This is a genomic window from Oerskovia sp. NPDC060338 (assembly GCF_042726295.1).
Taxonomy (GTDB): Bacteria; Actinomycetota; Actinomycetes; order Actinomycetales; family Cellulomonadaceae; genus Oerskovia; species Oerskovia merdavium.
This window is the reverse complement of sequence record NZ_JBHXCQ010000009.1, coordinates 133194-159305: the sequence shown is the minus strand read 5'-3', so window position 1 is coordinate 159305 and position 26112 is coordinate 133194. Positions and strand designations below refer to the sequence as shown.

The following is a 26112-nucleotide window of genomic DNA, read 5'->3' as shown; positions in this document are numbered from 1 at the left end:
GGGGTGGGCTGCGCCGTCGGGCCGACGCGTGCCCGTCCGGCCCGGCGTCCAGCAGCGACGACGCTGCCCGACGACGTCGCGCCGAACGGTAAACTCGCGGGGTGAGCACGCCTGAGAACCCCGCCCCCGAGAACCCCGCCGAGCCCGTGCACCCCGCCCCCGCGGCCTCGCTCGAGACGACCTCCCACCGCTACACGCCCGCCCTCGCGCAGGACATCGAGCTCCGGTGGCAGGACGCGTGGGAGGAGCGCGGCACGTTCTTCGCGGCCAACCCCTCGGGTCACCTCACCGACGGAGAGGGCAGGCACGCCGACGGCCGCTCGCCGTACTTCATCATGGACATGTTCCCGTACCCCTCGGGCGCGGGACTGCACGTGGGGCACCCGCTCGGGTACATCGCGACCGACGTCGTCGGGCGCTTCCGGCGCATGTGCGGCGACAACGTGCTGCACGCGCTGGGCTACGACGCGTTCGGGCTGCCTGCCGAGCAGTACGCCGTCCAGACGGGCCAGCACCCCCGCGTGACGACCGAGGCGAACATCGCCAACATGCGCCGCCAGCTGCGCCGACTGGGGCTGGGCCACGACTCGCGCCGCTCGTTCGCGACGATCGACCCCGAGTACATCCGCTGGACCCAGTGGATCTTCCTGCAGATCTTCGAGGCCTGGTACGACGAGGACGCCGTGCGTCCCGACGGCGGCACGGGCCGAGCACGCCCCATCACCGAGCTCGTGGCCGAGTACGCCGCAGGCACGCGGCCCGTCCCCGGCCACCCCGAGGGCACCCGGTGGGAAGACCTCGACCGCGTCGCGCAGCGAGCCGTGATCGACCCGCAGCGACTGGCCTACGTGTCCGAGTCGCCCGTGAACTGGGCCCCGGGCCTGGGCACCGTGCTCGCGAACGAGGAGGTCACGTCCGACGGCCGCTCCGAGCGCGGGAACTTCCCCGTCTTCCAGCGCAGCCTGCGCCAGTGGAACATGCGCATCACCGCGTACGCGGACCGCCTGGCCGACGACCTGGACCTCATCGACTGGCCGGAGAAGGTCAAGTCGATGCAGCGCAACTGGATCGGTCGCAGCGAGGGCGCCAACGTCCGTTTCGCGATCGACGGTGCGATCGGCGGGAGCAGCTCGGTCGGTGACGTCGAGGTCTTCACGACGCGCCCCGACACCCTGTTCGGTGCGACGTTCCTGGTGGTCTCGCCCGAGCACCCCCTGCTCGACGAGGTCCCGGCCGAGTGGCCCGACGGCACGCACGGGGTCTGGACCGGTGGTCACGCGACCCCGATCGACGCCGTCGCGGCGTACCGCAAGGAGGCCGCGGCGAAGACCGCGGTCGAGCGTCAGGCCGACGCGGGCAAGAAGACCGGCGTCTTCACGGGCCACCTCGCGGTCAACCCCGTCAACGGTGCGCTCATCCCCGTGTTCACCGCGGACTACGTCCTCATGGGCTACGGCACGGGCGCCATCATGGCCGTCCCCGGCGGCGACGAGCGCGACCACGCGTTCGCCGAGGCCTTCGAGCTGCCCGTGGTCCGCACCGTCGCGGCCCCCGACGACCACGAGGGCGCCTGGACCGGTGACGGCCAGATCATCAACTCGTCCAACGACGAGATCTCGCTCGACGGTCTGAGCGTGCCCGACGCGAAGCGCGCCATGATCGAGTGGCTCGAGGCCAAGGGCATCGGCACCGGCACGGTCACCTACCGCCTGCGCGACTGGCTCTTCAGCCGCCAGCGCTACTGGGGCGAGCCGTTCCCCATCGTCTACGACGAGAACGACCAGCCCATCGCGCTGCCGGACTCGCTGCTGCCCGTCAACCTGCCCGAGGTCCCGGACTACTCGCCGCGCACCTACGAGCCCGACGACGCCGACTCCTCGCCCGAGCCCCCGCTGGGCCGCAACGAGGACTGGGTCAACGTCACGCTCGACCTGGGTGACGGCCCCAAGACCTACCGCCGCGACACCAACACCATGCCCAACTGGGCCGGGTCGTGCTGGTACTACCTGCGCTACCTCGACCCTGCGGACACCGAGCACATGGCGGCCCCGGAGCTCGAGAAGTACTGGACCGGACCGGGGCACAACGCCACGGCCGGGCCCGCGGGCGGCGTCGACCTGTACGTGGGCGGCGTCGAGCACGCCGTGCTGCACCTGCTCTACGCGCGCTTCTGGCACAAGGTGCTCCTGGACCTGGGGCACGTGACCAGCACCGAGCCCTTCCACAAGCTCTTCAACCAGGGTTACGTGCAGGCCTACGCGTTCCGCGACGAGCGCGAGCAGCCCGTCCCGGCCGACGAGGTCGAGGAGCACCAGGGACCCGACGGCGAGACCGTCTACACCTGGCAGGGCAAGCCCGTGACCCGTGAGTACGGGAAGATGGGCAAGTCGCTCAAGAACGTCGTGACGCCCGACGACATGTACGAGGCCTACGGCGCCGACACGTTCCGCGTGTACGAGATGTCCATGGGACCGCTCGACCTGTCGCGCCCCTGGGAGACGCGTGCCGTCGTCGGCTCGCAGCGCTTCCTGCAGCGACTGTGGCGCAACGTCGTGTCCGAGGAGACGGGCGAGACGACGGTCTCCGACGAGCCCGCGGAGGTCGCGACCCTGCGCCTGGTCCACCGCACCATCGCGGACGTGCGCGTCGAGATGGAGCACATGCGCTCCAACACCGCGATCGCCAAGCTCATCGCCCTCAACAACCACCTCACGGGGCTGGACCGCGTGCCACGCGAGGCGATCGAGCCGCTGATCCTCATGGTGGCGCCCATCGCGCCGCACATCGCGGAGGAGCTGTGGTCGCGCCTCGGGCACCCGCAGTCACTCGCCCACGAGCCCTTCCCGGTCGCGCTCGACGAGTACCTGGTCGAGGACACCGTGACGTGCGTCGTGCAGGTCCAGGGCAAGGTCCGCAGCCGGCTCGAGGTCTCGCCCTCGATCGGCGAGGACGAGCTGCGCGAGCTGGCCCTGGCCGACGCGAACGTGCAGCGCACGCTCGACGGGCGCGGTATCCGCACGGTGATCGTGCGTGCGCCGAAGCTCGTGAACGTGGTGCCGGCCTGACGTTGCTCGCTCGAGTGCATGATTCGGCTGCGACACGCCCGGCGAGTCGCAGCCGAATCACGCACTCGACGGCTGGTTGTCCACAGATGACCGCAGGACTCACCCGTGGGCGCGCGGGAGGCGGCATCGTGGCGTCATGTCGAACCCTCAGGTGCCGGCCGTCGTGCTCCGCTCACGGGACGCCGCGAGCCACGGACTGACACGCCACGACCTCAGCAGGCCCTGGTGGGAGGCCCCGACCCGCGGCGTCCGCGTGCCGGTAGGCAGCATCGACGGCATCGCCGCTCGGTGCCGGGCCGCGCTCGAGATCCTGCCGGCCTCCGCGGCGTTCAGCCACGTCACGGCGCTGCGGCTGCTCGGGATCGAGGTGCCCTGGCGGCTGGACTAGTCGACCGCCGGGCGGGGTGGTGGACCGGGAGAGCGGCTGCACGTCGTCGTGCCGCGCCGAGAGCTGCGGCCGCAGCGTGAGGACCTGGTGGCACACACCTGCACGCAACCTGCTCTCGCCGTCACGACGTGGCACGGGATACCGGTCACCACTCCGGCGCAGACGTGGCTGCACCTCTCGCACGGGCTGAGCGTGAACGAGCTGGTCGTCCTCGGAGACGCCATGACACGCCGGAAGGGGCCCGCGGCCTCGATCGTCGAGCTGCGCGGGCTCCTCGGGAGCACCCACAGGATGAGAGGGCTTGCCGCGGCACGGGCGGCGATCGGTCACGTCGTCGCCGGGACCGACTCCTCGATGGAGTCGCGGACCCGGATGATCCTCGTCGAGGCAGGGCTGCCACGCCCTGAGGTCAACGTGCCCGCCCTGGACCGGGCAGGATCCTTCCTCGCGCTCCCGGACATGTCCTACCCGGCGCTCCGGATCGCGATCGAGTACGACGGGGACGTCCACCGCACCGATCCGGGGACCTGGCGACGTGACGTCGAGCGCCGGCAGCGGCTGGAGGAGGCGGGCTGGTTGATCATCACCGTCACGGCCGACGACGTGATGCGACACCCCGGGCGCCTGATCCGGCGGGTGCGGGCGGCCCTGGCTCGTTGAGTGCATGATTCGGCTGCGACACGCCCGGCGAGTCGCAGCCGAATCACGCACTCGACGGCAGCCGGGGAGTCGGCGTCCTACCGCCTCCGCGTCCCGAACACCGTCCGCGTGATCTCCCGGCCGAGCTGCGTCGCCATCGACCCCAGGAACTTGTCGAGCCCCGACGACGCGGTCGACTTCCGCGGCGTCGTCCGGGACCCGCCCCCGGAGCGCGCCGCGTCCCGTTCGAGCTTGGCGCGCATCTTCTCGAGCTCGTCGGCCTGCTTCTTCGCGGCCTTGTCGGCCTCCTTCCGGGCTGCCTCCTGCTCCTTGGCGAGCTTCTCGGCGAGCTCGGCCTGCTCGGCTGCGGCCTGCTGCGCGGCGATGCGTGCGGTCAGCAGCTCGTACGCCGACTCGTTGTCGACCGCCACGGCGTACCGCGCGGCGAGCGGGGAGCCCGCCACGATCCCGTCGACCACCGTCTCGGGCGCGGGCTCCATCGAGGACTGGGGTGCCCGCACCCGTGTCCACGCGACCGGCGTGGGGGCACCCTTCTCGGTCAGGACCGTGACCACGGCCTCGCCCGTGCCGAGCGACTGCAGCAGCTGCTCCAGGTCGTAGGGCGACGTGGGGAAGGTCCGCACGGCCGCTCGCAGGGCTGCGGCGTCGTCGGGGGTGAAGGCTCGCAGCGCGTGCTGGACCCGGTTGCCGAGCTGGGCCAGGACGTCGGCGGGCACGTCCTTGGGGCTCTGCGTCACGAAGAACACGCCGACGCCCTTGGACCGGATGAGCCGCACGGTCTGCACGACCTGCTGCAGGAACTCCTTGGACGCGCCCGTGAACAGCAGGTGCGCCTCGTCGAAGAAGAACACGAGCTTGGGCTTGTCGAGGTCGCCGACCTCGGGCAGGTCCTGGTACAGGTCGGCGAGCAGCCACATGAGGAAGGTCGAGAACAGTGCGGGCCGGTCCTGGACGGCAGGCAGCTCGAGCGCCGAGACGGTCCCGCGCCCGTCGGCCGCGACGCGCAGCAGCTCGGTCGTGTCGAACGCGGGCTCGCCGAAGAACACGTCCGCACCCTGGGCCTGGAGCGTCACGATCTCGCGCAGGATGACACCGGCCGTGGCCGCGGACAGCCCACCGATGCCCTTGAGCTCGGCCTTGCCGTCGTCCGAGGTGAGGTAGGCGATGGTCGACTGCAGGTCCTTGAGGTCGAGCAGCGCGAGGCCCTGGGTGTCGGCCCAGTGGAAGATCAGGCCCAGGCTCGACTCCTGCGTGTCGTTGAGCCCCAGCACCTTGGCGAGCAGGAGCGGCCCGAAGTCGCTCACGGTCGTCCGGATCGGGATGCCCTTGCCGAGCCCGCCGAGCGAGTAGAACTCGACCGGGTAGGTGGTCGGCTTCCAGTCCTGCCCGATGCTCGCGGTCCGGTCCAGGATCTTCTCGCCGCTCACGCCGGGCACCGCGAGCCCCGACAGGTCGCCCTTGATGTCCGCGACGAACGTCGGCACCCCGGCGTCGGACAGCCCTTCGGCCATGCCCTGCAGCGTCTTGGTCTTGCCCGTCCCGGTGGCCCCGGCGACGAGCCCGTGCCGGTTGAGCATCGCGAGCGAGAACCCGACCTGGACGTCGGCGCGGGGCACGGGGTCGCCGGTCGGCGCGTCGGGGGCCTCGAGCAGCGCACCGAGCGCGAGCGTCCCGCCCTTGGAGGCGTAGCCGGCGGCGACCTCGGCGGGGTAGCCCTCGAGAGGCCTCGGGGTGGGGTCCGACGACGGAGCGTCCGCGGGAGGGGCGGCGTCTGCCGGGGCGGGGTCGGGTTCGGGAGAGCCCGACGGCGGAGCGTCCGCGGGTGCGGCGCTCGCCACGGGAGCGGCCTCGGGCGCGGCCGGGGCGACCGTGTCCGGCGGGGCGCCACCGGCCGACGGTGCCGGTCCAGGGGCCGACGACGCGGCGGCGGCCTCTGCTGCCTCGAGCGCGGCCTGGGCCGCGGCGGCCTTCGCCTCGGCCGCCTTGGCAGCTGCTCGTGCGGCGGCGGCCTTCAGGGCGGCGAGGTCTGCGGGGGAGGGGGCTGCGTCGTCGGGCATGTCTCGGATCCTAGGGCGGTGCCGGGGTGAGCGCGCGGGGCACGCACGCCACCTGCGGCCCGACCGCGTGCGACCGCCCGCGCGCGACACGTAGGATCTCCCGGAGATGAGTCCTGCCAAGCCTCCGGCCGTCCGCGTCGTCACGGACTCGACCGCCTCCCTGCCCCCCGGTGACCACCCGGCCCTGTCGGTGGTGCCTCTGCAGGTGCTGGTCGGTGACGAGACGTTCCTCGAGGGCGTCGACATGTCGCCCGACGACGTCGCCGACAGGATCGGCTCGGGTCAGCGCGTGACGACGTCGCAGCCCACGCCGCAGGCCCTGGTCCAGACGTACGAGGCCGCAGCGCGCGCGGGGGCTCGATCGATCGTCTCGATCCATCTCTCGGGCGACCTGTCGGGCACCGTGCACGCCGCAGCCCTCGCCGCGACACGGTCGCCGGTCCCTGTGCGTGTCGTGGACTCCCGGACCGTGGCCATGGGGCTCGGCTTCGCGGCGCTGGCCGCAGCGGACTCCGCGGCGTCGGGCGGGACGGTCGACGAGGTGGCCCGTCGCGCGATCGCGGTGGCGGACTCGAGCCGTGCGATCTTCATGGTCGACTCGCTCGAGCACCTTCGCCGCGGCGGTCGGCTCGGCGCCGCGGCGGCTGCGCTCGGCACGGTCCTGGGCGTGCGCCCGCTCCTCGCGGTGCGCGACGGTCGCATCGAGGTGATCCAGAAGGTCAGGACCCGGTCCGCGGCGGTCGAGCGGCTCGTGCACGTCGCGGTCGAGTCGGTCGAGCGGCGTGCCGAGCCCGAGCTCGCGGTGCACTTCCTCGGTGACGACACCGCGGCGACCGAGGTGGCCGAGCGGTTGCTCGACGAGACCGGCGTGCGTGCCGAGGTGACTCCCGTGAGCGCGGTCGTCGGTGCGCATGCCGGACCGGGGGTCCTGGCGATCGTCGTGGTCGACCGCGCGAGCTGAGGTTCCGAGCGGTACCTGGCCGTGCACAGGCGTGCGCGCGAGCCGGTGCCGCACAGGGGAGCCTCGATACCCCGCGAGGCCGGAGCGGACGCGCCTAGCGTGCCCGGGTGACCTTCTCCCGTGTGCGCCGCCCGCCCGGCACGACACCTGCTGACCTGCTCGCCGATCCGGCCGGCGAGGACGGCGTGGTCCGGCTGCGGAGGCTGCGCAGCATGCCGGGGGAGCGAACCGGGCCCACGACGGACCGGCAGGTGTCGGGTCCGCGGGGGACAGCACCCGTGGATGACGTCCCGCGCGTGACCCTCGACCCGGACCCGAGACCCGACGGCGGGCAGGTTCCGGGGCCGGGACCGGCGTGGTGGAGCGTGTCCGCGGGAGTGGTGACCGAACCCTCGACCGGCGGTCGAGGGCTGGGCGGGACCAGCGTCGACCCCTTACGTTCGACCTCACGTCGAGAGTTGAAGGACTGGGCATCAGGGCCTGCGACCGCGCCGGACGAACCGGTCGGGACACGTGGCGCGCTCGACGCGGTCGCCGCCGCGTACACCGCGGCGAACGGTCATCCCACGTCGCACGCGGGGTTCGAGCACGTGCCCGACGGCGGTCCTCGCCGCTGGCCCGTCGCCGCACGGGCCGCAGTGGTGGCCACGGTCGCGCTCCTGCTGCTCGCGGTCGGGGTCGGCGCGTGGAGCCTCCGGGGAGGGGACGACCTGCGGCCTGTCGCTGCGCTCGCCGAGCCTGCCCCTGAGGGCGGCGCCGGGTCGGTCGGGCTCACGGAGAGCGGCAGCGTCACGCCCGCGTCGGGTTCCACCGAGGCGAGCGACGGCGGGGCGACGAGCCCTGCCGGGGAGAGCGCCGTCGTCGTGCACGTGGTGGGAGCGGTGGCCGCACCGGGCCTCGTGACCGTGCCCGAGGGGTCGCGCGTGGCCGACGCGCTCGCCGCAGCAGGTGACGCCACGGCCGAGGCGGACCTCGCGGGCGTCAACCTGGCGCGCGAGGTCGTCGACGGCGAGCAGATCGTCGTGCCACGCCCGGGGGAGGCCGTCGCCGCCGCGCCCGGTCCCGTGACCGGGACGGGCAGCGAGGCCGGACCCGTCGACCTGAACTCGGCGGACCAGACCGCGCTCGACGCCCTGTCGGGGATCGGGCCCGTGCTCGCGGCCCGGATCGTCGAGTGGCGCGAGGCCAACGGGAGGTTCACGAGCGTCGAGGAGCTCGGGGAGGTGAGCGGGATCGGTGACGCGCTGCTCGCGAGGCTGCGCGACCAGGTGCGGGTCTGAGGTGGGAGACCGATCCTCGTGCCGGGGCGCGGCGGCGCCGGCCTGCGCTCCGGCGACGACCCCCGTTCCCGGCGCGGCACCTGTGCTCACGCCGCGCCAGGTCTCGGCGACCGACCTTCGACTGGTCCCGGGGGCGCTCGCGGCCTGGGGGGTCGCGTGGTGGCTCGCCGCGGCCGGGCCCGGGGTGGTCCTTGCAGGCGCTGTGGCCGCGGCGGGACTGCTCGCACTGCTCGGCGCGCTGCTGCTCGTGCGGCGCGCGAACCCGCCCCGGGGGCTCGGTCAGTGCCTCCTCGTGACGGCGTGCGTGCTCGCGGTCCTGCTGGGCGGGGCAGCACACCTCGTCGCGCGGGAACGTGGGGGAGCCGCGGACCTCGCGGCGCAGGGGGCGTCAGTCGAGGTCGTCGGCCGGGTCGTCAAGGAGCCCGTCGAGGTCACCAACCCGTGGTCAGGGTCCTCGGACACCGTGCGCACGACGCTCGAGCTGACGACGGTCCAGGGGCGAGGTGTCACAGCACCGGGGGGAGGGCAGGTCGGCGTGCTGGGCGACCCGTCCTGGGCCGACGTCGACTACGGGGCCGAGGTCCGCGCGTCGGGCCGGCTCCTGCGCGCCGACCCCGGTGACCGGGCAGTGGCCTCGCTCGTCGCGAGCGGGCCGCCGGTCGAGACGGCCGAGCCCTTGCCCGCGCTGCGAGTCGTCAACACGCTCCGGACCGACCTGCTGACGGCCTCGGACGGGCTGCCCGCGGACGCCCGTGCGCTGCTCCCGGGCGTCGCGGTCGGCGACACCTCGCGCATCGACGACGAGCTCGACGCGGCTCTCAGGACCACCGGCCTCACGCACGTGACCGCGGTCTCGGGCGGGCACTTCGCGATCGTCGTGGCGGCCGTGACCGCGCTGTGCGCGCTGGCCCGGGCGCCGCGCGGTGTGCGCATGGGGGTGACGGGCCTCGTCATGGCGGGGTTCGTGCTGCTCGTCCATCCCGACCCGAGCGTGCTGCGTGCCGCGGCCATGGGGGTGGTCGGGCTGGTCGGGATCGGGCTGGGACGCCCCTCGCGCGCCGTCCCTGCGCTCGCGGCCGTCGTCGTGGTGCTCCTCGTGCTGGACCCGTGGCTCGCGCGCTCGTACGGGTTCGTGCTGTCGAGCCTCGCGACCGCCGCGCTCGTGCTGGGTACCCAGCCCGTGGCACGACGTCTCGCACCGTGGATCGGCAGAGGGCCGGCGTTCGCGCTCGCGGTCCCGCTGACGGCCCAGCTCGCGTGCGCGCCGGTCCTGGTCCTGCTCGACCCGTCGATCGCGACGTACGCCGTGCCGGCGAACCTGGTCGCGGCGCCCGCACTCGTGCCCGCGACGGTGCTCGGGGTGCTCGCGACGCTCGTGGCCCCCTGGTTCCCGCTCGGCGGGGTCGTGCTCGCGTGGCCTGCGGGCCTCGCGTCCTGGTGGATCGCGGCGGTCGCCCGGTCCTTCGCCGGGCTGCCCGGGGCGAAGGTGCCGTGGCCCGGTGGTCCGCTGGGCGCGTCGGCACTCGCCCTGCTGACCCTCGCAGCACTGGTGCTGGTGTGGCGATGGCGGCGTGTGGCGGGCCTGCTGGGCGTGCGGGTCCCGTGGAGCCGGGGGAGCGGCTGGCCGCACACGTGGCGCACGGCGGTACGCGCGGGTGTCCGGGAGGCGTTCGCAGCCCGACGGCGACGCGCCACGCTGCGCCTCGTCGCGGCCTGGGTCGTGGTCGCCGTGGCGGCAGTCGTGTGCGTGGTCGTCGCGTGGCCCCGCTGGATCGCCCCCGCAGGCCGGGACGTCCCGCAGGACTGGGCTGTGACCGTGTGCGACGTCGGCCAGGGGGACGGGCTCGTGGTCCGGACCGGGACCGGGCGCGGGCTCATGATCGACGTCGGTCCAGCAGGCGACGCCGCGGGACGGTGCCTCGACGACCTGGGGATCGAGCGCCTCGACCTGCTCGTGCTGACCCACTTCCACGCCGACCACGTCGGAGGGCTCGACGCCGTGCTGGACGGGCGGCAGGTGGGACGGGCGCTCGTGACCGGGCTCGGTGACCCCGCCGAGCAGGCTGAGTGGGTGCTCGACGACCTCGCCGACCTAGGTGTTCCCGTCGAGGTGGCCGAACCCGGGGCGGGCGGCACGCTCGGCGACGTGTCGTGGGAGGTGCTGCAGGCGGGTGGCTCCGCCGGGCCCGGCTCCGGAGGCCGAGGGCCCGTCCTCGCCGAGGCCGACGGGGGAGCCAACGACGCGAGCATCGCGCTGCGTGTCGTCACCCCGCAGCTCACGCTCGTGGCGCTCGGCGACCTGGAGGACGGGGGACAGGAGGCCTTGGACCGGACGCTGCGGGCGCGCGGCGGCGACGCGTCGGTCGACGTGGTCAAGGTCGCGCACCACGGCTCACGCGTCCAGTCCGCACGACTCGCCGCGACGCTCAGCCCCGTGGTCGCGATCGTCAGCTCGGGCGAGAACACGTACGGGCACCCTACTCAGGAGGCCCTCGACCTCTACGCGGGCGTCGGGGCCGCGGTGCTTCGCACCGACCGGTGCGGGACCTTCGCGCTCGTCGTGCGCGACGGGGCGCTCGCGGTCGCGGGGTGCAGGGACGGGTGAGGCGGTCGGGGCATGTGGATCGGACCCGTGGACCGGCGGACGACCGCGGAGGTCACGGGTCCGTGCCTCCGGCGAACTTTCCGCGTCGGCACGCCGTGCCTCCGTCAGGGGTCGGCGATGTGCCCCCGGTGGGTGGCCCGTGGGATCGTTGTGCTCATGGCTCCTGCTCCCTCCCGCACCTCCGCCCGCCCGTCCGCGACGCTCCCGTGGAACGCGGTCGAGCTCGCCCCCGTGGTGCTGGTGCAAGGGCCCGAGAGCCTGCTCGCGGAGAGGGCCGTCGACTCGTTGTTTGAGCTCGCGCGGGCCCGCGACCCGGAGGCGGAGAAGTCCGAGATCGAAGCCGTGACCTACCAGTCGGGCATGCTGACGGTCGCGGCGAGCCCGTCGCTCTTCGGCGAGCCCAAGTTCGTGGTGGTGCGGGGCGCTGAGGCCGCAGCCGACGCGCTCATCCCCGACGTGGTGGACTACGTCGCCTCGCCGGACCCGGAGACGACCGTCGTGGTCGTGCACGGCGGCGGCGTCCGGGGCAAGAAGATGCTCGACGCGATCCGTGCGAGCGGCGCGCCGGTCGTGGCGTGCGAGGCCATCAAGAAGGACGCCGACAAGCTCTCGTTCGTCGCCGCGGAGTTCAAGGCGGCAGGCCGCCGAGCCGACGCGGGGGCTGTCAAGGCGCTCGTCGAGGCGCTCGGGAACGACCTGCGCGAGCTCGCGAGCGCGTGCGCGCAGCTCGTCGCGGACACGACGGGCACCATCAACGCCGCGACGGTCGACAGGTACTACGGCGGGCGCGTCGAGGCGAGCGGCTTCCGCGTGGCCGACGCCGCGGTGGCGGGCAAGGCGGGCGAGGCCGTGTCCCTGCTGCGCCACGCCCTGGCGACGGGAGCGGACCCCGTGCCGCTCGTCGCGGTGCTCGCGATGAAGCTCCGCACGCTCGCCAAGGTCGCGGCCATGCGTGGCCGGGGTGGAGCGTCGGCCAAGGACCTGGGGCTGGCCCCCTGGCAGATCGACCGTGCGCGCAAGGACCTCTCGAGCTGGACCCCGGAAGGCCTCGCGGCCGCGATCACGGCGGTCGCCCAGGCGGATGCCGAGGTCAAGGGCGGCGGGCGCGACCCGGTGTTCGCGGTCGAGCGCGCGGTCCTGGTGATCGCGGGGGCGCACGGCACGGGCCGCTGATCTCGGCAGGCAGGCGCAGGCAGGCAGACCGGGCGACGGTGACCCCGTGAGCCGGTCAGGAGCGCAGCGGCCGGGGCACGCCGGTCAGGACGAGTCCTCCGCGACCGTCCCCGGACGCACGAGAGGCGCTGCTCCGTGGAGGGAGCAGCGCCTCTCGACGTTCACCGTGCTGCCCGAGGTGGATCAGGGGCGCACAAGGTCACGCGTGGAAGGGAGTGTCAGGCTCAGAGAGCGTTGACGGCCTTCGCGAGTGCCGACTTGCGGTTAGCAGCCTGGTTCTCGTGAATGACACCCTTGGAGACTGCCTTGTCGAGCTTCTTCGACGCGACGACGAGGGCGCTGGTTGCGGCCTCCTTGTCACCGGCGGCGACGGCCTCGCGAACGCGGCGAACGTTCGTCCGGAGCTCCGACTTGACAGCCTTGTTGCGCAGACGAGCCTTCTCGTTCGTCTTGATGCGCTTGATCTGAGACTTGATGTTAGCCACGTGTGGACTTTCTGGTGTGTTCGCCGAAGCGATCGAATAGGTCGTAGAGGGCGATTCCAGCTCCGGGACTGGGGGTGGGGAACCCTTGGAGAGGAGCTGGAACTGTGCCCGCCGACCTGGGCGGACACGCGACCACCAAGACTACCAGCCGACCGCAGGATCGGCCAGAACGCTGGAACGGCGCCCTCCTCGCACCTCGCGCACGGTCCGCACGCGCCCTGTGCCGGGTCCCGCGGACCACGCGGCGGGGTCTCGTGCCGGAGCGCCTGTCCGGGGCGCAGCCCTGGTGCGAGACCTAGACCTTGCCCATCTCGCGGATGATCGTGTCGAACGTCGAGCGGCCCATGACGGCTCCCTCGCGACGCACGGCGCCCGGGTCCACGCGGATCACGCGGTCGAGGCGGACCTCGGAGTCGCGCCCTTGCGCGTCCCAGGGGCCCGAGCCGATGTCGAGCCAGTACCGGCCCCAGCGGGCCTCGTCCGCGGCGTCGCGCGAGTGGTCCTTGCTCGTGAGCATGATCGCGAGCAGCCAGCCGCCGTCGCGACCCACGAGCAGCACGGGACGGTCCTTGCCCTGGGTGAAGTCCTCCTCGTAGGGGACCCAGGTCCACACGATCTCGCCGGGGTCCGGGTCGCCGTCGAGCTGGGGTGCGTACTCGGCGCGCACCGCGCCCGTGTAGTCGCCGGGGTAGGTGCCGGCACCGGGCTGCGGCCCGCGGGCCTGTCCCTGGGGTGCGGGCTTCCGGCCCGCCGGCCGCGTGCTCGCGGAGCCCTTCGGGGTGCCCGGCTTGGTGCGCGGTCCCGGCTTGGGGCCCGCGGTGCCCGACGACGGCGCACCGGACCCGGGGCGGGGAGCGATGCCGCGCGGGGTGCCCGACGTCGTCGGGCCGGAGGACGAGCCACCCGCGCCCGAGCCACCCGACCGCGACGACCCGCCGAGCGCCCCGAGGATCGCGCGGGCCGTGTCCGTGAGCAGGGAGATCCACTTGTTCTGAGCCACGCCCGCAATCTACCCGTATCCGGCACGACGGTCCGAGCGGTCCCGCACCGGCCGTCGGACCCCGCCGCCCGACGCCCGTCACCCACCGGCCTCCGCACCGCCGCCCGCCGACCGAGGACCCCGCGTCGACCGCCCGTCACACCCGGACGCGACCGGTAACACGGGGGACACGCCGCGGGAACACCGGGTGACTACGGTCCCCGTCATGGCAGACCTCTTCGACGACTATCCCCGCTCACGGGCCTGGGACGAGATGCTCGACGAGGACGGCGGGCTGCGTCCCCGGTTCGAGCGTGTGCACACGACCATGACCCGCCTCACCGCGGCCGAGGTCTCCTCGCGGGCGGAGGCCCTGGCCCGCTCGTACCTCGCGCAGGGCGTGACGTTCGACGTCGCGGGCGAGGAGCGTCCCTTCCCGCTCGACGTGGTCCCGCGGGTCATCGAGGCCGACGAGTGGGACCGGATCTCCGCGGGCGTGGCCCAACGGGTCCGCGCGCTCGAGGCGTTCCTCGCGGACGTCTACGGCCCGCAGCGCTGCGTGACGGACGGGGTCGTCCCGCAACGGCTCATCCTGTCCTCGGCCGACTTCCACCGGGCCGCGTACGGGATCGAGCCGCCCAACGGCGTGCGGGCGCACGTCTCGGGGATCGACCTGATCCGCGACGAGGCGGGCGACTTCCGGGTGCTCGAGGACAACGTGCGCGTCCCGAGCGGCGTCAGCTACGTGATCTCCAACCGGCAGGCCATGGTGCAGACGTTCCCCGAGCTGTTCTCGAGCCTGCGCATCCGGCGCGTGATCGACTATCCGCGCCGGCTCCTGGCCGCGCTGCTCGCCGCAGCCCCGGACGGGGTCCCCGACCCGACGGTCGTGGTGCTCACCCCCGGCGTCTTCAACTCGGCCTACTACGAGCACTCGTTGCTCGCCCGGCTCATGGGTGTCGAGCTCGTCGAGGGGCGCGACCTGTTCTGCGCGGGCGGTCGCGTCTACATGCGGACCACCAAGGGCCGTCGCCGGGTCGACGTCATCTACCGGCGCGTCGACGACGCGTTCCTCGACCCGGTGCAGTTCCGCGCCGACTCGATCCTGGGTGTCCCGGGACTGCTCGGGTGCGCGCGGCTCGGCACCGTGACGCTTGCGAACGCGGTGGGCAACGGGGTCGCGGACGACAAGCTCGTCTACACCTACGTCCCCGACCTCATCCGTTACTACCTGTCGGAGGAGCCGCTCCTGCCCAACGTCGACACGTGGCGCCTGCAGGAGCCCGAGGCGCTCGCGGAGGTGCTCGACCGCCTCGACGAGCTGGTCGTCAAGCCCGTCGACGGATCGGGTGGCAAGGGGATCCTCGTGGGTCCGGCGGCCTCCCGTGCCGAGCTCGACGCGATGCGCCGGCGGCTCCAGGCGGACCCGCGCGGGTGGGTCGCGCAGCCCGTGGTGCAGCTCTCGACGGCTCCGACGTTCGTCGACGGGCGCTTCCGGCCCCGTCACGTGGACCTGCGGCCGTTCGCGGTCAACGACGGCACGGACGTCTGGGTCCTGCCGGGCGGGCTCACGCGCGTGGCGCTGCCCGAGGGGCAGCTCGTCGTGAACAGCTCGCAGGGTGGCGGCTCCAAGGACACGTGGGTCCTGGGCGAGGGGCCCCGGCAGGTGGTCGACGACGTCGCCCCCGTGACGCTCGCGGCGTCCGGGGCGGTGGCTGCCGGGGTCCCGATCGCGACCAATCCCGCGGACGCCGCCCAGGGTGCCGGGAGCCGGCACCAGCAGCAGCAACAGCAGCAGGCGAGCGACCGCCAGGGTGCGGTCCCTCGCGAGCCCGGGGTCGCACCGGCCCGGGGGCACGTGGCGACGGACGGGGAACGACCATGCTGAGCAGGATCGCGGAGTCTCTCTTCTGGATCGGTCGGTACGTCGAGCGCGCGGACGACACCGCCCGCATCCTCGACGTGCACGTCCAGATGCTCAGCGAGGACCCGTGGGCCGCGGAGGACCTGGCCTGCCGGTCGCTCCTGACGGTCATGGACCACCCCGTCGAGCCCGGCACGGGGCTCGTGGACCGGGCCCACGTCCTGCGGGTGCTGGCCCACGACCAGCTCAACCCGTCGTCGATCGCGGGGTCGCTCGTCGCGTCGCGCGAGAACGCCCGGCGTGCGCGCGAGATCATCTCGACCGAGCTGTGGGAGTGCCTCAACACGACCCGCAACCAGGTCTCGGGCAGCATCCGCCTGGCCCGCCCGCACGACTACTTCTCGTGGGTGCGCGAGCGGGCGGCGATCGTCGCGGGTCTCATGGACTCGGCCACGAGCCGCGACGCGACGTGGCACTTCATGCTCCTGGGCCGGTCGATCGAGCGGGCCGACATGACGGCCCGGCTCGTGACGACCCAGACGCGGCTCGGGCACGCGGGCCCCGGGTGGACGACGCTGCTGCGCTCGTGCGGCGCCTACGAGTCGTACCTGCGGGTCTACCGGGGCATCGCGTCGGACGAGCGGGCCGCGGGCTTCCTGCTGCTCGACCGCCTGTTCCCGCGGTCGATCGTGTGCGCGCTCGAGAGCGCCGAGGCGTGCCTGCGCGAGCTCGAGCCCGAGGGGCGTCACGGGGTGAGCGACGACGCGCGGCGCGAGCTCGGGAGCGTGCGGGCGAGCCTCGAGTTCGCCCCGCTCGAGGAGGTCCTCGACGACCTGCCCGCGGCGATGGAGCGCGTCCAGCGCGCCTGCTCGCGCGCGAGCGACGCGATCAAGGCGCGGTACTTCCCGTCCGCGGCCGCCACGACCTGGGTAGGAGAAGCACTGTGAGCACCGAGGTGGTCGGCGACGCCGGCCGGCGGACCCTGCGCGTGGTCCACACGACGACGTTCGACTACGAGGCGCCCGTGACGGCGTCGTACAACGAGGCACGCATGACGCCTGCGGGGGGCCCGGCGCAGGACGTGCTCGACGCCGCTGTCGCGGTCCAGCCGACCACGTGGTCGCACGAGTACGTCGACTACTGGGGCACGACGGTGACCGCGTTCGAGGTCCTCGAGCCGCACAGGCGCCTGACGATCGTGGCGACCGCCACGGTCGAGGTCACCCCGCCCGCCACGGGCGGGGCGCAGGTCACGTGGGAGGAACTGGGCGGGGAGGACGTCGTGGACGCCCAGGCGGCGTACCTCACGGACAGCGCGACCACCGCGGTGCCCGACGACGTCGCGGCCCTCGCGCTCGACGTCGCGGCCGGGCTGGACCCCGAGTCGGCGGCCGAGGCCATCTGCCTCGCGCTGCGCGACCGGCTCGACTACGTGCCCGGGGTCACCACGGCGCACACGCCCGCGGCCGAGGCCTGGCTGGCCCGCAAGGGCGTGTGCCAGGACATGGCGCACCTGTGCGCGGGCGCGCTGCGCAGCGTCGGCATCCCGGCCCGCTACGTCTCCGGGTACCTGTACCCGGTCACGGACGGGGTGGTCGGGGAGACGGTCACGGGGGAGTCGCACGCCTGGATCGAGTGGTGGACGGGCGCGTGGCGCGGCTACGACCCCACCAACCGCCGCCGCGCGGGGCTCGACCACGTGGTGCTCGGGCGCGGACGCGAGTACGAGGACGTCGCGCCCCTCAAGGGCGTGTACGCGGGAGCGGCGGCCAGCGACCTGGAGGTCACGGTCGAGATCACGCGCACCGGGTGACGTCGGGCCGCCCGTGCCTGCCGGGTGCGGGCTCGTGGGACAATGATGGTTGCTGTCCGACCCTGCGCGCGGCGACCAGCGACCTGCCGGGCAGAACCCGGCGGCTCACGCTCCGTCGTCGAGCACCGAGCCGCAGGTCCGGGCGCCGTCCGCCGCCCCGTCTTGACCCACCACAGGAGCGCACCCCCGTTGTCCCCGATCCCCAGCGCCCAGCTGAGCACCCGCATCCAGCCCGCGGCGACGCCGCCCGAGCTGCTGCGCAACTTCTGCATCATCGCGCACATCGACCACGGCAAGTCCACGCTGGCCGACCGCATGCTGCAGCTGACCGGCGTCGTCGACGCGCGAGCCATGCGTGCGCAGTACCTCGACCGCATGGACATCGAGCGCGAGCGCGGCATCACGATCAAGTCGCAGGCCGTGCGCATGCCGTGGGCCGTGCGGGAGGGCGACGACCCTGACGACACGTCGGCGCCGCTCGTGCCCTACGCCCTGAACATGATCGACACGCCCGGGCACGTGGACTTCACGTACGAGGTCTCGCGCTCGCTCGCCGCGTGCGAGGGGGCCGTGCTGCTCGTCGACGCCGCGCAGGGCATCGAGGCGCAGACCCTCGCGAACCTGTACCTCGCGATGGAGAACGACCTCGCGATCATCCCGGTGCTCAACAAGATCGACCTGCCGGCCGCGCAGCCCGAGAAGTACGCCGAGGAGATCGCGGGCCTCGTGGGCGTCGACCCCTCGACCGTCCTGAAGGTCTCGGGCAAGACGGGCATGGGCGTGACCGAGCTGCTCGACCGCATCGTCGAGGAGGTGCCGGCCCCGCAGGGTGACGCCGACGCCCCGGCGCGCGCCATGATCTTCGACTCGGTGTACGACACCTACCGCGGCGTCGTGACGTACGTGCGCGTGGTCGACGGCAGCCTGAACCCGCGCGAGAAGATCGTCATGATGTCGACCAAGGCGACGCACGAGCTCCTCGAGATCGGCGTGAGCGCGCCCGAGCCGCACCCCACCAAGGGGCTCGGCGTGGGCGAGGTCGGCTACCTCATCACGGGCGTCAAGGACGTGCGCCAGTCCAAGGTCGGTGACACCGTGACCAATGCGGCCAAGCCCGCGGAGGACGCGCTCGGCGGCTACAGCGACCCCAAGCCCATGGTGTTCTCGGGCCTGTACCCGATCGACGGCTCGGACTACCCGGTCCTGCGCGACGCCCTGGACAAGCTCAAGCTCAACGACGCGGCGCTCAACTACGAGCCCGAGACCTCGGTCGCGCTCGGCTTCGGGTTCCGCGTGGGCTTCCTGGGCCTGCTGCACCTGGAGATCGTGCGCGAGCGCCTCGAGCGCGAGTTCGACCTCGAGCTCATCTCGACCGCCCCGAACGTCGTCTACGAGGTGACCCTCGAGGACCGCTCGGTCGTCACGGTCACCAACCCGAGCGAGTTCCCGGGCGGCAAGATCGGCGAGATCCGTGAGCCGATCGTCAAGGCCACGATCCTGTGCCCCACCGAGTTCATCGGTGCGGTCATGGAGCTGTGCCAGGGCAAGCGCGGCGTGCTGGGCGGCATGGACCACCTCTCGCAGGAGCGGGTCGAGCTGCGGTACACGCTGCCGCTCGCGGAGATCGTGTTCGACTTCTTCGACCAGCTCAAGTCCAAGACGCGCGGCTACGCGTCGCTCGACTACGAGCTCTCGGGCGAGCAGGCGGCAGACCTGGTGAAGGTCGACATCCTGCTCCAGGGCCAAACCGTCGACGCGTTCAGCGCGATCGTGCACAAGGACAAGGCGTACTCGTACGGCGTCATGATGACGGAGAAGCTCAAGGAGCTGATCCCGCGCCAGCAGTTCGAGGTCCCCATCCAGGCGGCCGTGGGCGCGCGCGTGATCGCCCGCGAGACCATCCGTGCGATCCGTAAGGACGTGCTCGCCAAGTGCTACGGCGGCGACATCAGCCGTAAGCGCAAGCTGCTCGAGAAGCAGAAGGAGGGCAAGAAGCGCATGAAGACGATCGGTACGGTCGAGGTCCCCAAGGACGCGTTCATCGCGGCGCTGTCCTCCGACGGTGCGGGCAGCAGCGGCGGCAAGGACGCGAAGGACAAGTCCAAGAAGTGATGTGCTGCTTGCCTGGTGAGCGCGTGGTCCTCGTCGTCTCGGGGACCGCGCGCTCTGCGGCGTCCGGGGTGCGGGCATGAGCCCGGCGCTCCCGGACGGGATCCCCGTGCCCGACGACGGCGCTCTCCCCGCGTGGGTGGGGCCCGGTCCCGGCGGGGCCGGGTCGGACGACCACGCGGGTCGCGCGTTCGGGGTGTACCTGCACGTGCCGTTCTGCACCGTGCGCTGCGGGTACTGCGACTTCAACACCTACACGGCCTCGGAGCTGGGCGGTGGCGCGAGCCAGGCCTCGTACGCCGACACGGCCCTGCGGGAGATCGAGCTCGCCGCGCGCGTCATGGACCAGGCCGGCCTGGCGTCGCGTCCGGTCTCGACCGTGTTCGTCGGCGGTGGCACCCCGACGCTGCTGCCCGCGGGAGACCTGGGCAGGATGCTCGCGGGCGTGCGCGCCGCGTGGGGGCTGGTTCCCGGCGCCGAGGTCACGACCGAGGCCAACCCGGACTCGGTGACCCCTGAGTCGCTCGCGCAGCTTGCCGAGTCGGGGTTCACGCGCGTCTCGTTCGGGATGCAGTCGGCCGTGCCGCGCGTGCTCGCGACCCTCGAGCGGACCCACGACCCGCGGCGCATCCCCGACGTGGTGCGCTGGGCCCGCGAAGCGGGGCTCGCGGTCTCGCTCGACCTCATCTACGGGACGCCGGGCGAGACGCTCGACGACTGGCGCACGAGCCTCGAGGCTGCCCTGGCGACCGGGGTCGACCACGTCTCGGCGTACGCGCTCGTCGTGGAGCAGGGGACCAAGATGGCGGCTCAGGTCCGCCGCGGAGAGATCGCGCTGCCGAGCGAGGACGACCAGGCCGAGAAGTACGAGCTCGCGGACGAGCTGCTGACCGCTGCCGGGCTCGAGTGGTACGAGGTGAGCAACTGGGCGCGGCGGGCCACGGGGGAGAGCGGGCAGGCGGGACCGGATCCCGCCTTCGCGTGCCGCCACAACCTGGCCTACTGGCGGGGCGAGGACTGGTGGGGCATCGGCCCCGGAGCTCACTCGTACATCGGTGGAGCGGCGAACCGTACGGACGCTGGCGAGGTGTCGACCGCGGCCTCGGGGTCGCTCGTCGACGCGTCGGACGCGTCGGGCGAGCCTGTCCAGGGCGGCCGCGAGGGCGTGCGATGGTGGAACGTGAAGCACCCGCGGCGCTACGCGGCGCTGCTCGAGGCGGGCAACAGCCCTGCGGCCGGACGCGAGCTCCTGACGCTCGAGGAGGCGCACCTCGAACGCGTCATGCTGGGGGTGCGGCTGCGTGAGGGACTGGACCTGAGCGTCCTTACCGAGGTGGGCCGGCGCAACGTGGCCGGGATGGTCGCGGCGGGCCTCCTCGACGGCAAGGCGGCCATCCGCGGTCGCGGGGTCCTGACCCTGCGCGGCAGGTTGCTGGCAGACACGGTCGTGCGGGAGCTGACGGACGGGTGACGATGGTCGGACAGTCGGCCTCGGTGCAGACCGGGGAGGCCAGGACGTCGACGGAACGCGTCGACGTGTGGCAACGACTGCGACCGGCCGACGTGCTCGATCCCGGAGCGCTCGCGGACCCGACCGCCGAGCCCGTCGCTCTGCCGTCGGGCCGCGAGGAAATTCACGGACGCGGGCCCGAGCGTCCCTCGCGCCCTGCCCGTCCCACGGTCCGCTACCGGCGGATCGCCGGCCTGGACGGACTGAGGGCTCTGGCCGTCGTCTCGGTCATGCTCTTCCACTTCGCGCCGCAGCTGCTCCCGGGTGGGTATGTCGGGGTCGACGTCTTCTTCGTGCTCTCGGGATTCCTCATCACGACGCTCCTTGTCCGCGAGTTCCGGGAGCGTCGCACGGTCTCGTTGACCCGGTTCTGGGTCCGCAGGGCGCGCCGCCTGCTCCCCGCGCTCGCGCTCGTCGTGCTCACGTGCACGGCGGTCGCGGGCCTCCTGGGCGGTGACCTCCTGGTAGGGATCGGCGCGCAGGTGGCCGGAGCCGCCACCTTCACGAGCAACTGGGTGTACATCGCGCAGGGCAGCACCTACTCGGGCGGGCTCGCCCCGCAGCTCTTCGCCAACCTGTGGTCGCTCGCGGTCGAGGAGCAGTTCTACCTGCTCTGGCCGCTCGCGGTCCTCGGGGTGCTCGCGCTGCGGATCACCCGGCGCCGGGCCCTGGTCGTGGCGGGCGTCCTCGCCGTGGTCTCGGCCATGGCGATGGCGCTGCTGTACGCGCCGGGGACGGACCCCACGCGGGTGTACTTCGGCACCGACACGCACCTGTTCGGGCTCATGATCGGCGCGTTCCTGGCCTTCTGGCACCTGCGCACCGGCAGGCCGACGCTCGTGCGCGAGTCCCCGCGGACCGCGACCACGCGAGGCGCGGCATTCGTGCTCGGCGCGGGGACCGTGGGGGCCCTCGTGCTGCTGCTCGCGATGTTCCGGATGCCGTGGGACGGGGCCGCGACCTACCGCGGCGGGCTCTTCGTCGTGTCGTTGGCCACCGCCGGGGTCGTCAACCTCGTCCTGCACGCACCCCGTCTCGGTCGGTTGCTCGACAAGGGCCCCGCGGGCTGGATCGGTGCCCGGTCCTACGGGCTCTACCTGTGGCACTGGCCCGTGCTCGTCCTGGTCGCCGCGGTCGCGGGCGGAGGTGGCCTGTACGCGACCCCCGGTCCGTGGGTCGCGCTGACCGCGACGGTCGTGACCGTGGTCGTCGCGGCGCTGTCGTACCGGTTCGTCGAGCGGCCTGTCATGGGACGAGGGCTCGGTGGCTACGTCCGTACCGTCGTCGCCTGGGCGCGGAGGGGGGCCACGGGCCGCAACCCGCTGCCCGTGCACGGGTGGGTCACCCTCGCTGCGACGGTGCTCGTCGTGGGGCTGGCCGTCACCGGGTTCGTCCGGGCCCCTGCCGTGTCCTCGGTCGAGTCGCAGATCCTCGCGGGTCAGGAGGTCGCCGCCGGGACGCAGCAGCCGGGGGCGGCAACGGCCGGGGAGGCGCCAGCTCCTGAGGCAGCGCCGGACGTTGCGGCTCCTGACGCGCAGGCACCGGCCCCGGCGGCCCCGGCGGCCCCGGCGGCCCCGAACCCCGCGGCGCCGGCCGCGCCCCCAGTGCCCCCGCCCGGGGACCAGGTGACGATCATCGGCGACTCGGTCGCCCTCGCGAGCGCGCCCGCCCTGACGGCGGCCCTGCCCGGGGTGTTCGTCGACGGCGCGGTGTCCCGGCAGATGAAGGACGCCGCTGGGCTCGTGGAGTCGGTGCGTGCGGCCGGGAACCTGCGGCCCTACGTCGTGGTCTCGCTGGGCACGAACAGCACGATCGACGCCGCGATGATGGACCAGGTCCTCGCGACGATCGGACCGGACCACACCGTGGTGCTCGTGACGGGATACGCCGACAGGTCCTGGGTGCCTGTCGCCAACGCCGAGATGATCGGCGCGTCCCAGCGCTTCGGCAACGTCGTCGTCGCCGACTGGAGCACGGCGATCGCGGCCCACCCGACCCTCCTGGGACCCGACGGCGTGCACCCGGCGGGGGAGGGGACCACGCTCTATGCGAGCGTGGTCGCGGCCGGTCTCGCACAGGCGGTCGCGCTCCGCGGCTGAGCGCCTCGCCCGGCTCGGCCCTGGTCATGCGCCGTGCGCGCGGTGCCCGTGCAGGCTCCCGCGCCGGGACGCAAGACGGCATCGACGGGTGCCGTCATCACCCGCTGCTCCTGTGGCGGGAAACGTCCCGAAGCGTCATCGTTGATAGCGATCTGTGAAATGTTCGATCGTCACAGTCTGTTCACAGTGTGGCTTGCCGCACCCCGACGACCGAGGGATCCCGATGAGCGACAACACCGCAGGCGGGCCGCCGCCGGAAGAGAACGAGCCCACGCCGCAGAACCCGTACGCGAGCACGCCCGACCCGGGCGCCACGCCGCCTCCCTCCGAGCCCGAGCAGCCCGTCACCCCTCCGGTGGCGCCGCCCGCGCAGCCGACGCCCCCGACGGCGCCTCCGGCCACGCCCCCGACCGCACCGCCCGTCGCCCCGCCCCCCTACGGCGCGCCGACCCCACCGCCCGCGGCGCCTCCGTACGGTGCGCCTGCCGCGCCCCCTTACGGCGCTCCGGCCGGAGGCCAGCCGCCGGTCGCCCCGCCCCCTGGCGGTGGCTACCCGCCCCCGGGTGGCGGCTACCCGCCTGCCGGCGGCGCGTACCCCCCACCCGGTGGCGCCTACCCGCCCCCGGCGCAGCCCGCCTACGTGGGCGCCGCGCCGTTCGCGGTCGGTGACGCGATCGGGTTCGGGTGGAAGAAGTTCTGGGCCAACCCGCTGCCGTGGATCCTCGCGGCCCTGATCTTCGTCCTCATCAACGCCGTCTTCAACTGGATCACCGGCGGGTTCGAGCGGTTCACGGACTACCGCACTGACGGGTTCACGGACACCAACATGCTCGAGGCCGTCGGCCTGAGCTTCGGCAGCGTGGTGCTGTCGATCGTGGGCGCGATCATCGGCTACCTGATCACGGCCTTCTTCACCCGCGGTGCTCTCGACGAGTCGCAGGCACGCAAGCCCGACGTCGCGGCGTTCTTCCGGATCGGCAACGTGGTGAACGTCATCCTCGCGGCCTTCCTGGTCGGGATCATGGCTGCCGTCGGCACGATCCTCTGCGTCCTGCCGGGTCTCGCGGTCCTGCTCTTCTCGACCTTCGTCTACTACTTCACGCTCGACAAGGAGCAGGACGCGATCACCGCGATCAAGTCGAGCTGGTCGCTCGTGGCGAAGAACTTCGGGTCGGTCTTCCTGCTGCTCCTGGCGCTCTTCGGCATCAACATCGTGGGCTTCATCGCCTGCTTCATCGGGCTCCTGGTCACGATCCCGCTGTCCTACATCGCGGTGGCCTACGCCTACCGTCGCCTGATCGGCGAGCAGCCGGTCTGACCCGAGCACGTCGCACGACGACACGGGCCCCGTCGCCGCTCTCAAGAGCGGCGGCGGGGCCCGCGGCGTTCGAGCCGGTCGCCCCGTGCGGGGCCGGCCGCTGCCCGAGCCGTGCTCGCAGGACGAGCCCGACCACCACCTGGTCGGGCTGGCCCTCGATGATCGCGACCGGCTAGTTTGGGGCGCCCGGTCCGTCACGAAGGGTCCGGTTCGACCGCAGAGAGGCCACGATGAGCGACCAGCACTCCTCCGACCAGGTCCCGGACTACGGGCAGTACGTCCCACCGGCCGGCCAGGGCGGCGCCCCGGGCCCCCAGGGGCAGCCGGGCCAGAACGGCTACCCCGGGCAGGCCGGCGGCTACGGGCCGCCCGCCGGCCAGTACTCCCAGCCGGGACAGCAGGGGCAGTACCCGCCGCAGGGCCGGCCGGGACCGGCCCAGCCGCTCTCGCCGGCGGACACCAAGACGTGGGCGAGCCTGTCGCACCTCTTGGGCGGCATCCTCGGCTTCCTCGCACCCCTCGTGATCTGGCTGGTCTTCCGCGAGCGCAGCTACGTCGTGGACGGCGAGGCCAAGAAGGCGCTCAACTTCCAGATCCTGGTGGCGATCGTGCTGGTCGGCGCGAACCTCGTGCTCCCCGGTTTCATCGAGGGCCTCGTGGTCTTCGGCGTGTGGGTCACGTCGCTCGTGTTCGGCGTCCTGAACTTCCAGGCGGTCGGCAAGGGGCAGATGACCCGGTACCCGGTCGAGGTGCGGATCGTGAAGTAGCTCAGTCGACCGTCACGAAGTCGATGAGCTCCTCGACCCGGCCCAGCAGGGAAGGCTCGAGGTCGGCGTAGGTCCGCACGGTGCCCAGGATGCGCTGCCAGCCTCGGGCGACGTCGGCCTGCTCGGCAGCGGGCCACCCGAGCTCGCGCAGGATCCCGCGCTTCCACTCGGTGCCGCGCTCGATCACGGGCCAGGTGGTCAGGCCCAAGCGCTCTGGTCGCACGGCCTGCCACACGTCGACGTAGGGGTGGCCCAGCACCTTGACCGTGCCGGGGCGCACGCCCCGCAGCGCCTCGGCGACGAGGCGCGTCTCCTTGCTGCCCGGGACCAGGTGGTCGACCAGGACGCCCACCTTGCGCTCCGCCGTCGGGCTGAAGTCCTCGAGGGCTTCCGCGAGGTTGTCCACGCCGTCGAGGAGCTCGACCACGACGCCCTCGATGCGCAGGTCGTCACCCCAGACCTTCTCGACGAGCTCGGCGTCGTGCTTGCCCTCGACCCAGATGCGCGAGCCGCGGGCGACGCGGGCCCGGACGTCCGCGACCGCGCGCGAGCCCGAGGCGGTGCGCGTGGGCGCCGCTGGTGCGCGCGTGTTCACGGGCGCGGTCAGCTCGACGGGTTCGCCGTCGACCCAGAAGCCGGGGCCGAGCGGGAAGGTGCGGGTGCGACCGGCACGGTCCTCGAGGACGACGATGTGCATGCCGCCCGACTTCTCGACCCGCACCACCGCACCGACCCAGCCGGTCTCGACGTCCTCGACGACCAGGCCACGCTCGGCGGCCTGGGGGCGTGAGACGGGGCGCCTGCGGTGGGGCACCGGGGCAGGGGTCGCGCTGGACAGGACGTCGGCACCGTAGCGATCGAAGCTCACCCGCCTCACCCTAGGCGGTGGTCGGCCCCGCGCCCGGAAGGGGCGCGCGGCGACCCGCGAACCTCTCCGCGGCTCGCCGGGTGCCGTGGCGCGGGGCGTGGTACGACTGGC

At 73.1% G+C, this 26112-nt stretch carries 19 protein-coding genes; 15 read left to right on the top strand and 4 right to left on the bottom strand.

What is annotated here, in order from left to right:
- Nucleotides 1-146 precede the first annotated feature (146 nt).
- The 3 genes from leuS (at nucleotide 147) to ACFWGN_RS12710 (ending at nucleotide 4113) form a co-directional block, all read left to right on the top strand.
- Complete coding sequence (gene leuS / locus ACFWGN_RS12720) at nucleotides 147-3065, top strand: leucine--tRNA ligase (protein WP_377617324.1); 2919 nt, start codon at nucleotides 147-149, stop codon at nucleotides 3063-3065.
- Nucleotides 3066-3201: 136 nt separating this feature from the next.
- The gene (locus tag ACFWGN_RS12715; RefSeq protein WP_377617228.1) at nucleotides 3202-3453 is read left to right on the top strand and encodes a hypothetical protein; all 252 of its coding nucleotides are present in this window, start codon (nucleotides 3202-3204) and stop codon (nucleotides 3451-3453) included.
- Between the two features lie 222 nt (nucleotides 3454-3675).
- The gene (locus ACFWGN_RS12710; RefSeq protein WP_377617226.1) at nucleotides 3676-4113 is read left to right on the top strand and encodes an endonuclease domain-containing protein; all 438 of its coding nucleotides are present in this window, start codon (nucleotides 3676-3678) and stop codon (nucleotides 4111-4113) included.
- 77 nt (nucleotides 4114-4190) lie between these two features.
- Here the strand turns inward: ACFWGN_RS12710 and ACFWGN_RS12705 are convergent, their stop codons facing one another.
- Complete coding sequence (locus tag ACFWGN_RS12705; RefSeq protein ID WP_377617224.1) at nucleotides 4191-6170, bottom strand: helicase HerA-like domain-containing protein; 1980 nt, start codon at nucleotides 6168-6170, stop codon at nucleotides 4191-4193.
- Between the two features lie 106 nt (nucleotides 6171-6276).
- Between ACFWGN_RS12705 and ACFWGN_RS12700 the strand changes: the two genes are divergently transcribed.
- The 4 genes from ACFWGN_RS12700 to holA all read left to right on the top strand — a co-directional run bounded on the left by ACFWGN_RS12700 (nucleotide 6277) and on the right by holA (nucleotide 12189).
- Complete coding sequence (locus tag ACFWGN_RS12700) at nucleotides 6277-7131, top strand: DegV family protein (protein WP_377617222.1); 855 nt, start codon at nucleotides 6277-6279, stop codon at nucleotides 7129-7131.
- Between the two features lie 107 nt (nucleotides 7132-7238).
- Nucleotides 7239-8411 (top strand): ComEA family DNA-binding protein, encoded by a 1173-nt coding sequence (locus ACFWGN_RS12695; RefSeq protein WP_377617221.1) that lies wholly within the window; start codon nucleotides 7239-7241, stop codon nucleotides 8409-8411.
- 82 nt (nucleotides 8412-8493) lie between these two features.
- Nucleotides 8494-11016, top strand: coding sequence for a ComEC/Rec2 family competence protein (locus ACFWGN_RS12690; RefSeq protein ID WP_377617219.1), 2523 nt, complete (start codon nucleotides 8494-8496; stop codon nucleotides 11014-11016).
- Between the two features lie 156 nt (nucleotides 11017-11172).
- Nucleotides 11173-12189 carry a DNA polymerase III subunit delta gene (holA, locus tag ACFWGN_RS12685; RefSeq protein ID WP_377617218.1) on the top strand — a complete coding sequence of 339 codons (1017 nt, stop codon included), beginning with the start codon at nucleotides 11173-11175 and terminating at the stop codon, nucleotides 12187-12189.
- Nucleotides 12190-12413: 224 nt separating this feature from the next.
- On the opposite strand, the gene rpsT is transcribed toward holA, so the two are convergent.
- Both rpsT and ACFWGN_RS12675 read right to left on the bottom strand, forming a co-directional pair.
- On the bottom strand, nucleotides 12414-12674 hold the full coding sequence (rpsT, locus tag ACFWGN_RS12680) for a 30S ribosomal protein S20 (RefSeq protein ID WP_056650751.1): 261 nt from the start codon (nucleotides 12672-12674) through the stop codon (nucleotides 12414-12416).
- A gap of 295 nt (nucleotides 12675-12969) precedes the next feature.
- Nucleotides 12970-13674 carry a type II toxin-antitoxin system PemK/MazF family toxin gene (locus tag ACFWGN_RS12675; protein ID WP_377617216.1) on the bottom strand — a complete coding sequence of 235 codons (705 nt, stop codon included), beginning with the start codon at nucleotides 13672-13674 and terminating at the stop codon, nucleotides 12970-12972.
- Between the two features lie 205 nt (nucleotides 13675-13879).
- On the opposite strand from ACFWGN_RS12675, the gene ACFWGN_RS12670 reads away from it, so the two are divergent.
- The 8 genes from ACFWGN_RS12670 to ACFWGN_RS12635 all read left to right on the top strand — a co-directional run bounded on the left by ACFWGN_RS12670 (nucleotide 13880) and on the right by ACFWGN_RS12635 (nucleotide 25133).
- On the top strand, nucleotides 13880-15541 hold the full coding sequence (locus ACFWGN_RS12670) for a circularly permuted type 2 ATP-grasp protein (RefSeq protein ID WP_377617215.1): 1662 nt from the start codon (nucleotides 13880-13882) through the stop codon (nucleotides 15539-15541).
- Nucleotides 15535-16464 (top strand): alpha-E domain-containing protein, encoded by a 930-nt coding sequence (locus ACFWGN_RS12665; protein ID WP_191800966.1) that lies wholly within the window; start codon nucleotides 15535-15537, stop codon nucleotides 16462-16464. Before ACFWGN_RS12670 ends, ACFWGN_RS12665 begins: the two co-directional genes overlap by 7 nt.
- Nucleotides 16461-17330 carry a transglutaminase N-terminal domain-containing protein gene (locus tag ACFWGN_RS12660; RefSeq protein ID WP_377617213.1) on the top strand — a complete coding sequence of 290 codons (870 nt, stop codon included), beginning with the start codon at nucleotides 16461-16463 and terminating at the stop codon, nucleotides 17328-17330. The genes ACFWGN_RS12665 and ACFWGN_RS12660 overlap by 4 nt, the downstream gene beginning before the upstream one ends.
- A 189-nt stretch (nucleotides 17331-17519) precedes the next feature.
- Nucleotides 17520-19442, top strand: a complete 1923-nt coding sequence (gene lepA / locus ACFWGN_RS12655; protein WP_377617212.1) for a translation elongation factor 4 — start codon at nucleotides 17520-17522, stop codon at nucleotides 19440-19442.
- Between the two features lie 76 nt (nucleotides 19443-19518).
- Nucleotides 19519-20910, top strand: coding sequence for a radical SAM family heme chaperone HemW (gene hemW, locus ACFWGN_RS12650; protein ID WP_377617211.1), 1392 nt, complete (start codon nucleotides 19519-19521; stop codon nucleotides 20908-20910).
- Nucleotides 20911-20912: 2 nt separating this feature from the next.
- The gene (locus tag ACFWGN_RS12645) at nucleotides 20913-23048 is read left to right on the top strand and encodes an acyltransferase family protein (protein ID WP_377617209.1); all 2136 of its coding nucleotides are present in this window, start codon (nucleotides 20913-20915) and stop codon (nucleotides 23046-23048) included.
- Nucleotides 23049-23271: 223 nt separating this feature from the next.
- Nucleotides 23272-24366 carry a hypothetical protein gene (locus ACFWGN_RS12640; RefSeq protein ID WP_377617208.1) on the top strand — a complete coding sequence of 365 codons (1095 nt, stop codon included), beginning with the start codon at nucleotides 23272-23274 and terminating at the stop codon, nucleotides 24364-24366.
- 230 nt (nucleotides 24367-24596) lie between these two features.
- Complete coding sequence (locus tag ACFWGN_RS12635; RefSeq protein ID WP_377617206.1) at nucleotides 24597-25133, top strand: DUF4870 domain-containing protein; 537 nt, start codon at nucleotides 24597-24599, stop codon at nucleotides 25131-25133.
- A gap of 1 nt (nucleotide 25134) precedes the next feature.
- Here ACFWGN_RS12635 and ACFWGN_RS12630 read toward each other — a convergent pair whose 3' ends face one another.
- Complete coding sequence (locus tag ACFWGN_RS12630; protein WP_377617204.1) at nucleotides 25135-26001, bottom strand: DUF3097 domain-containing protein; 867 nt, start codon at nucleotides 25999-26001, stop codon at nucleotides 25135-25137.
- Nucleotides 26002-26112: the final 111 nt, after the last annotated feature.

Excerpts from the sequence above, each read along its gene's own strand:
- ACFWGN_RS12640 (WP_377617208.1), top strand. The coding sequence starts at position 23,272 with ATGAGCGACAACACCGCAGGCGGGCCGCCGCCGGAAGAGAACGAGCCC.
- ACFWGN_RS12705 (WP_377617224.1), bottom strand. The coding sequence starts at position 6,170 with ATGCCCGACGACGCAGCCCCCTCCCCCGCAGACCTCGCCGCCCTGAAG.
- ACFWGN_RS12700 (WP_377617222.1), top strand. The coding sequence starts at position 6,277 with ATGAGTCCTGCCAAGCCTCCGGCCGTCCGCGTCGTCACGGACTCGACC.
- holA (WP_377617218.1), top strand. The coding sequence starts at position 11,173 with ATGGCTCCTGCTCCCTCCCGCACCTCCGCCCGCCCGTCCGCGACGCTC.
- ACFWGN_RS12635 (WP_377617206.1), top strand. The coding sequence starts at position 24,597 with ATGAGCGACCAGCACTCCTCCGACCAGGTCCCGGACTACGGGCAGTAC.
- hemW (WP_377617211.1), top strand. The coding sequence starts at position 19,519 with ATGAGCCCGGCGCTCCCGGACGGGATCCCCGTGCCCGACGACGGCGCT.
- ACFWGN_RS12715 (WP_377617228.1), top strand. The coding sequence starts at position 3,202 with ATGTCGAACCCTCAGGTGCCGGCCGTCGTGCTCCGCTCACGGGACGCC.
- ACFWGN_RS12710 (WP_377617226.1), top strand. The coding sequence starts at position 3,676 with ATGACACGCCGGAAGGGGCCCGCGGCCTCGATCGTCGAGCTGCGCGGG.
- ACFWGN_RS12645 (WP_377617209.1), top strand. The coding sequence starts at position 20,913 with ATGGTCGGACAGTCGGCCTCGGTGCAGACCGGGGAGGCCAGGACGTCG.
- ACFWGN_RS12670 (WP_377617215.1), top strand. The coding sequence starts at position 13,880 with ATGGCAGACCTCTTCGACGACTATCCCCGCTCACGGGCCTGGGACGAG.
- ACFWGN_RS12665 (WP_191800966.1), top strand. The coding sequence starts at position 15,535 with ATGCTGAGCAGGATCGCGGAGTCTCTCTTCTGGATCGGTCGGTACGTC.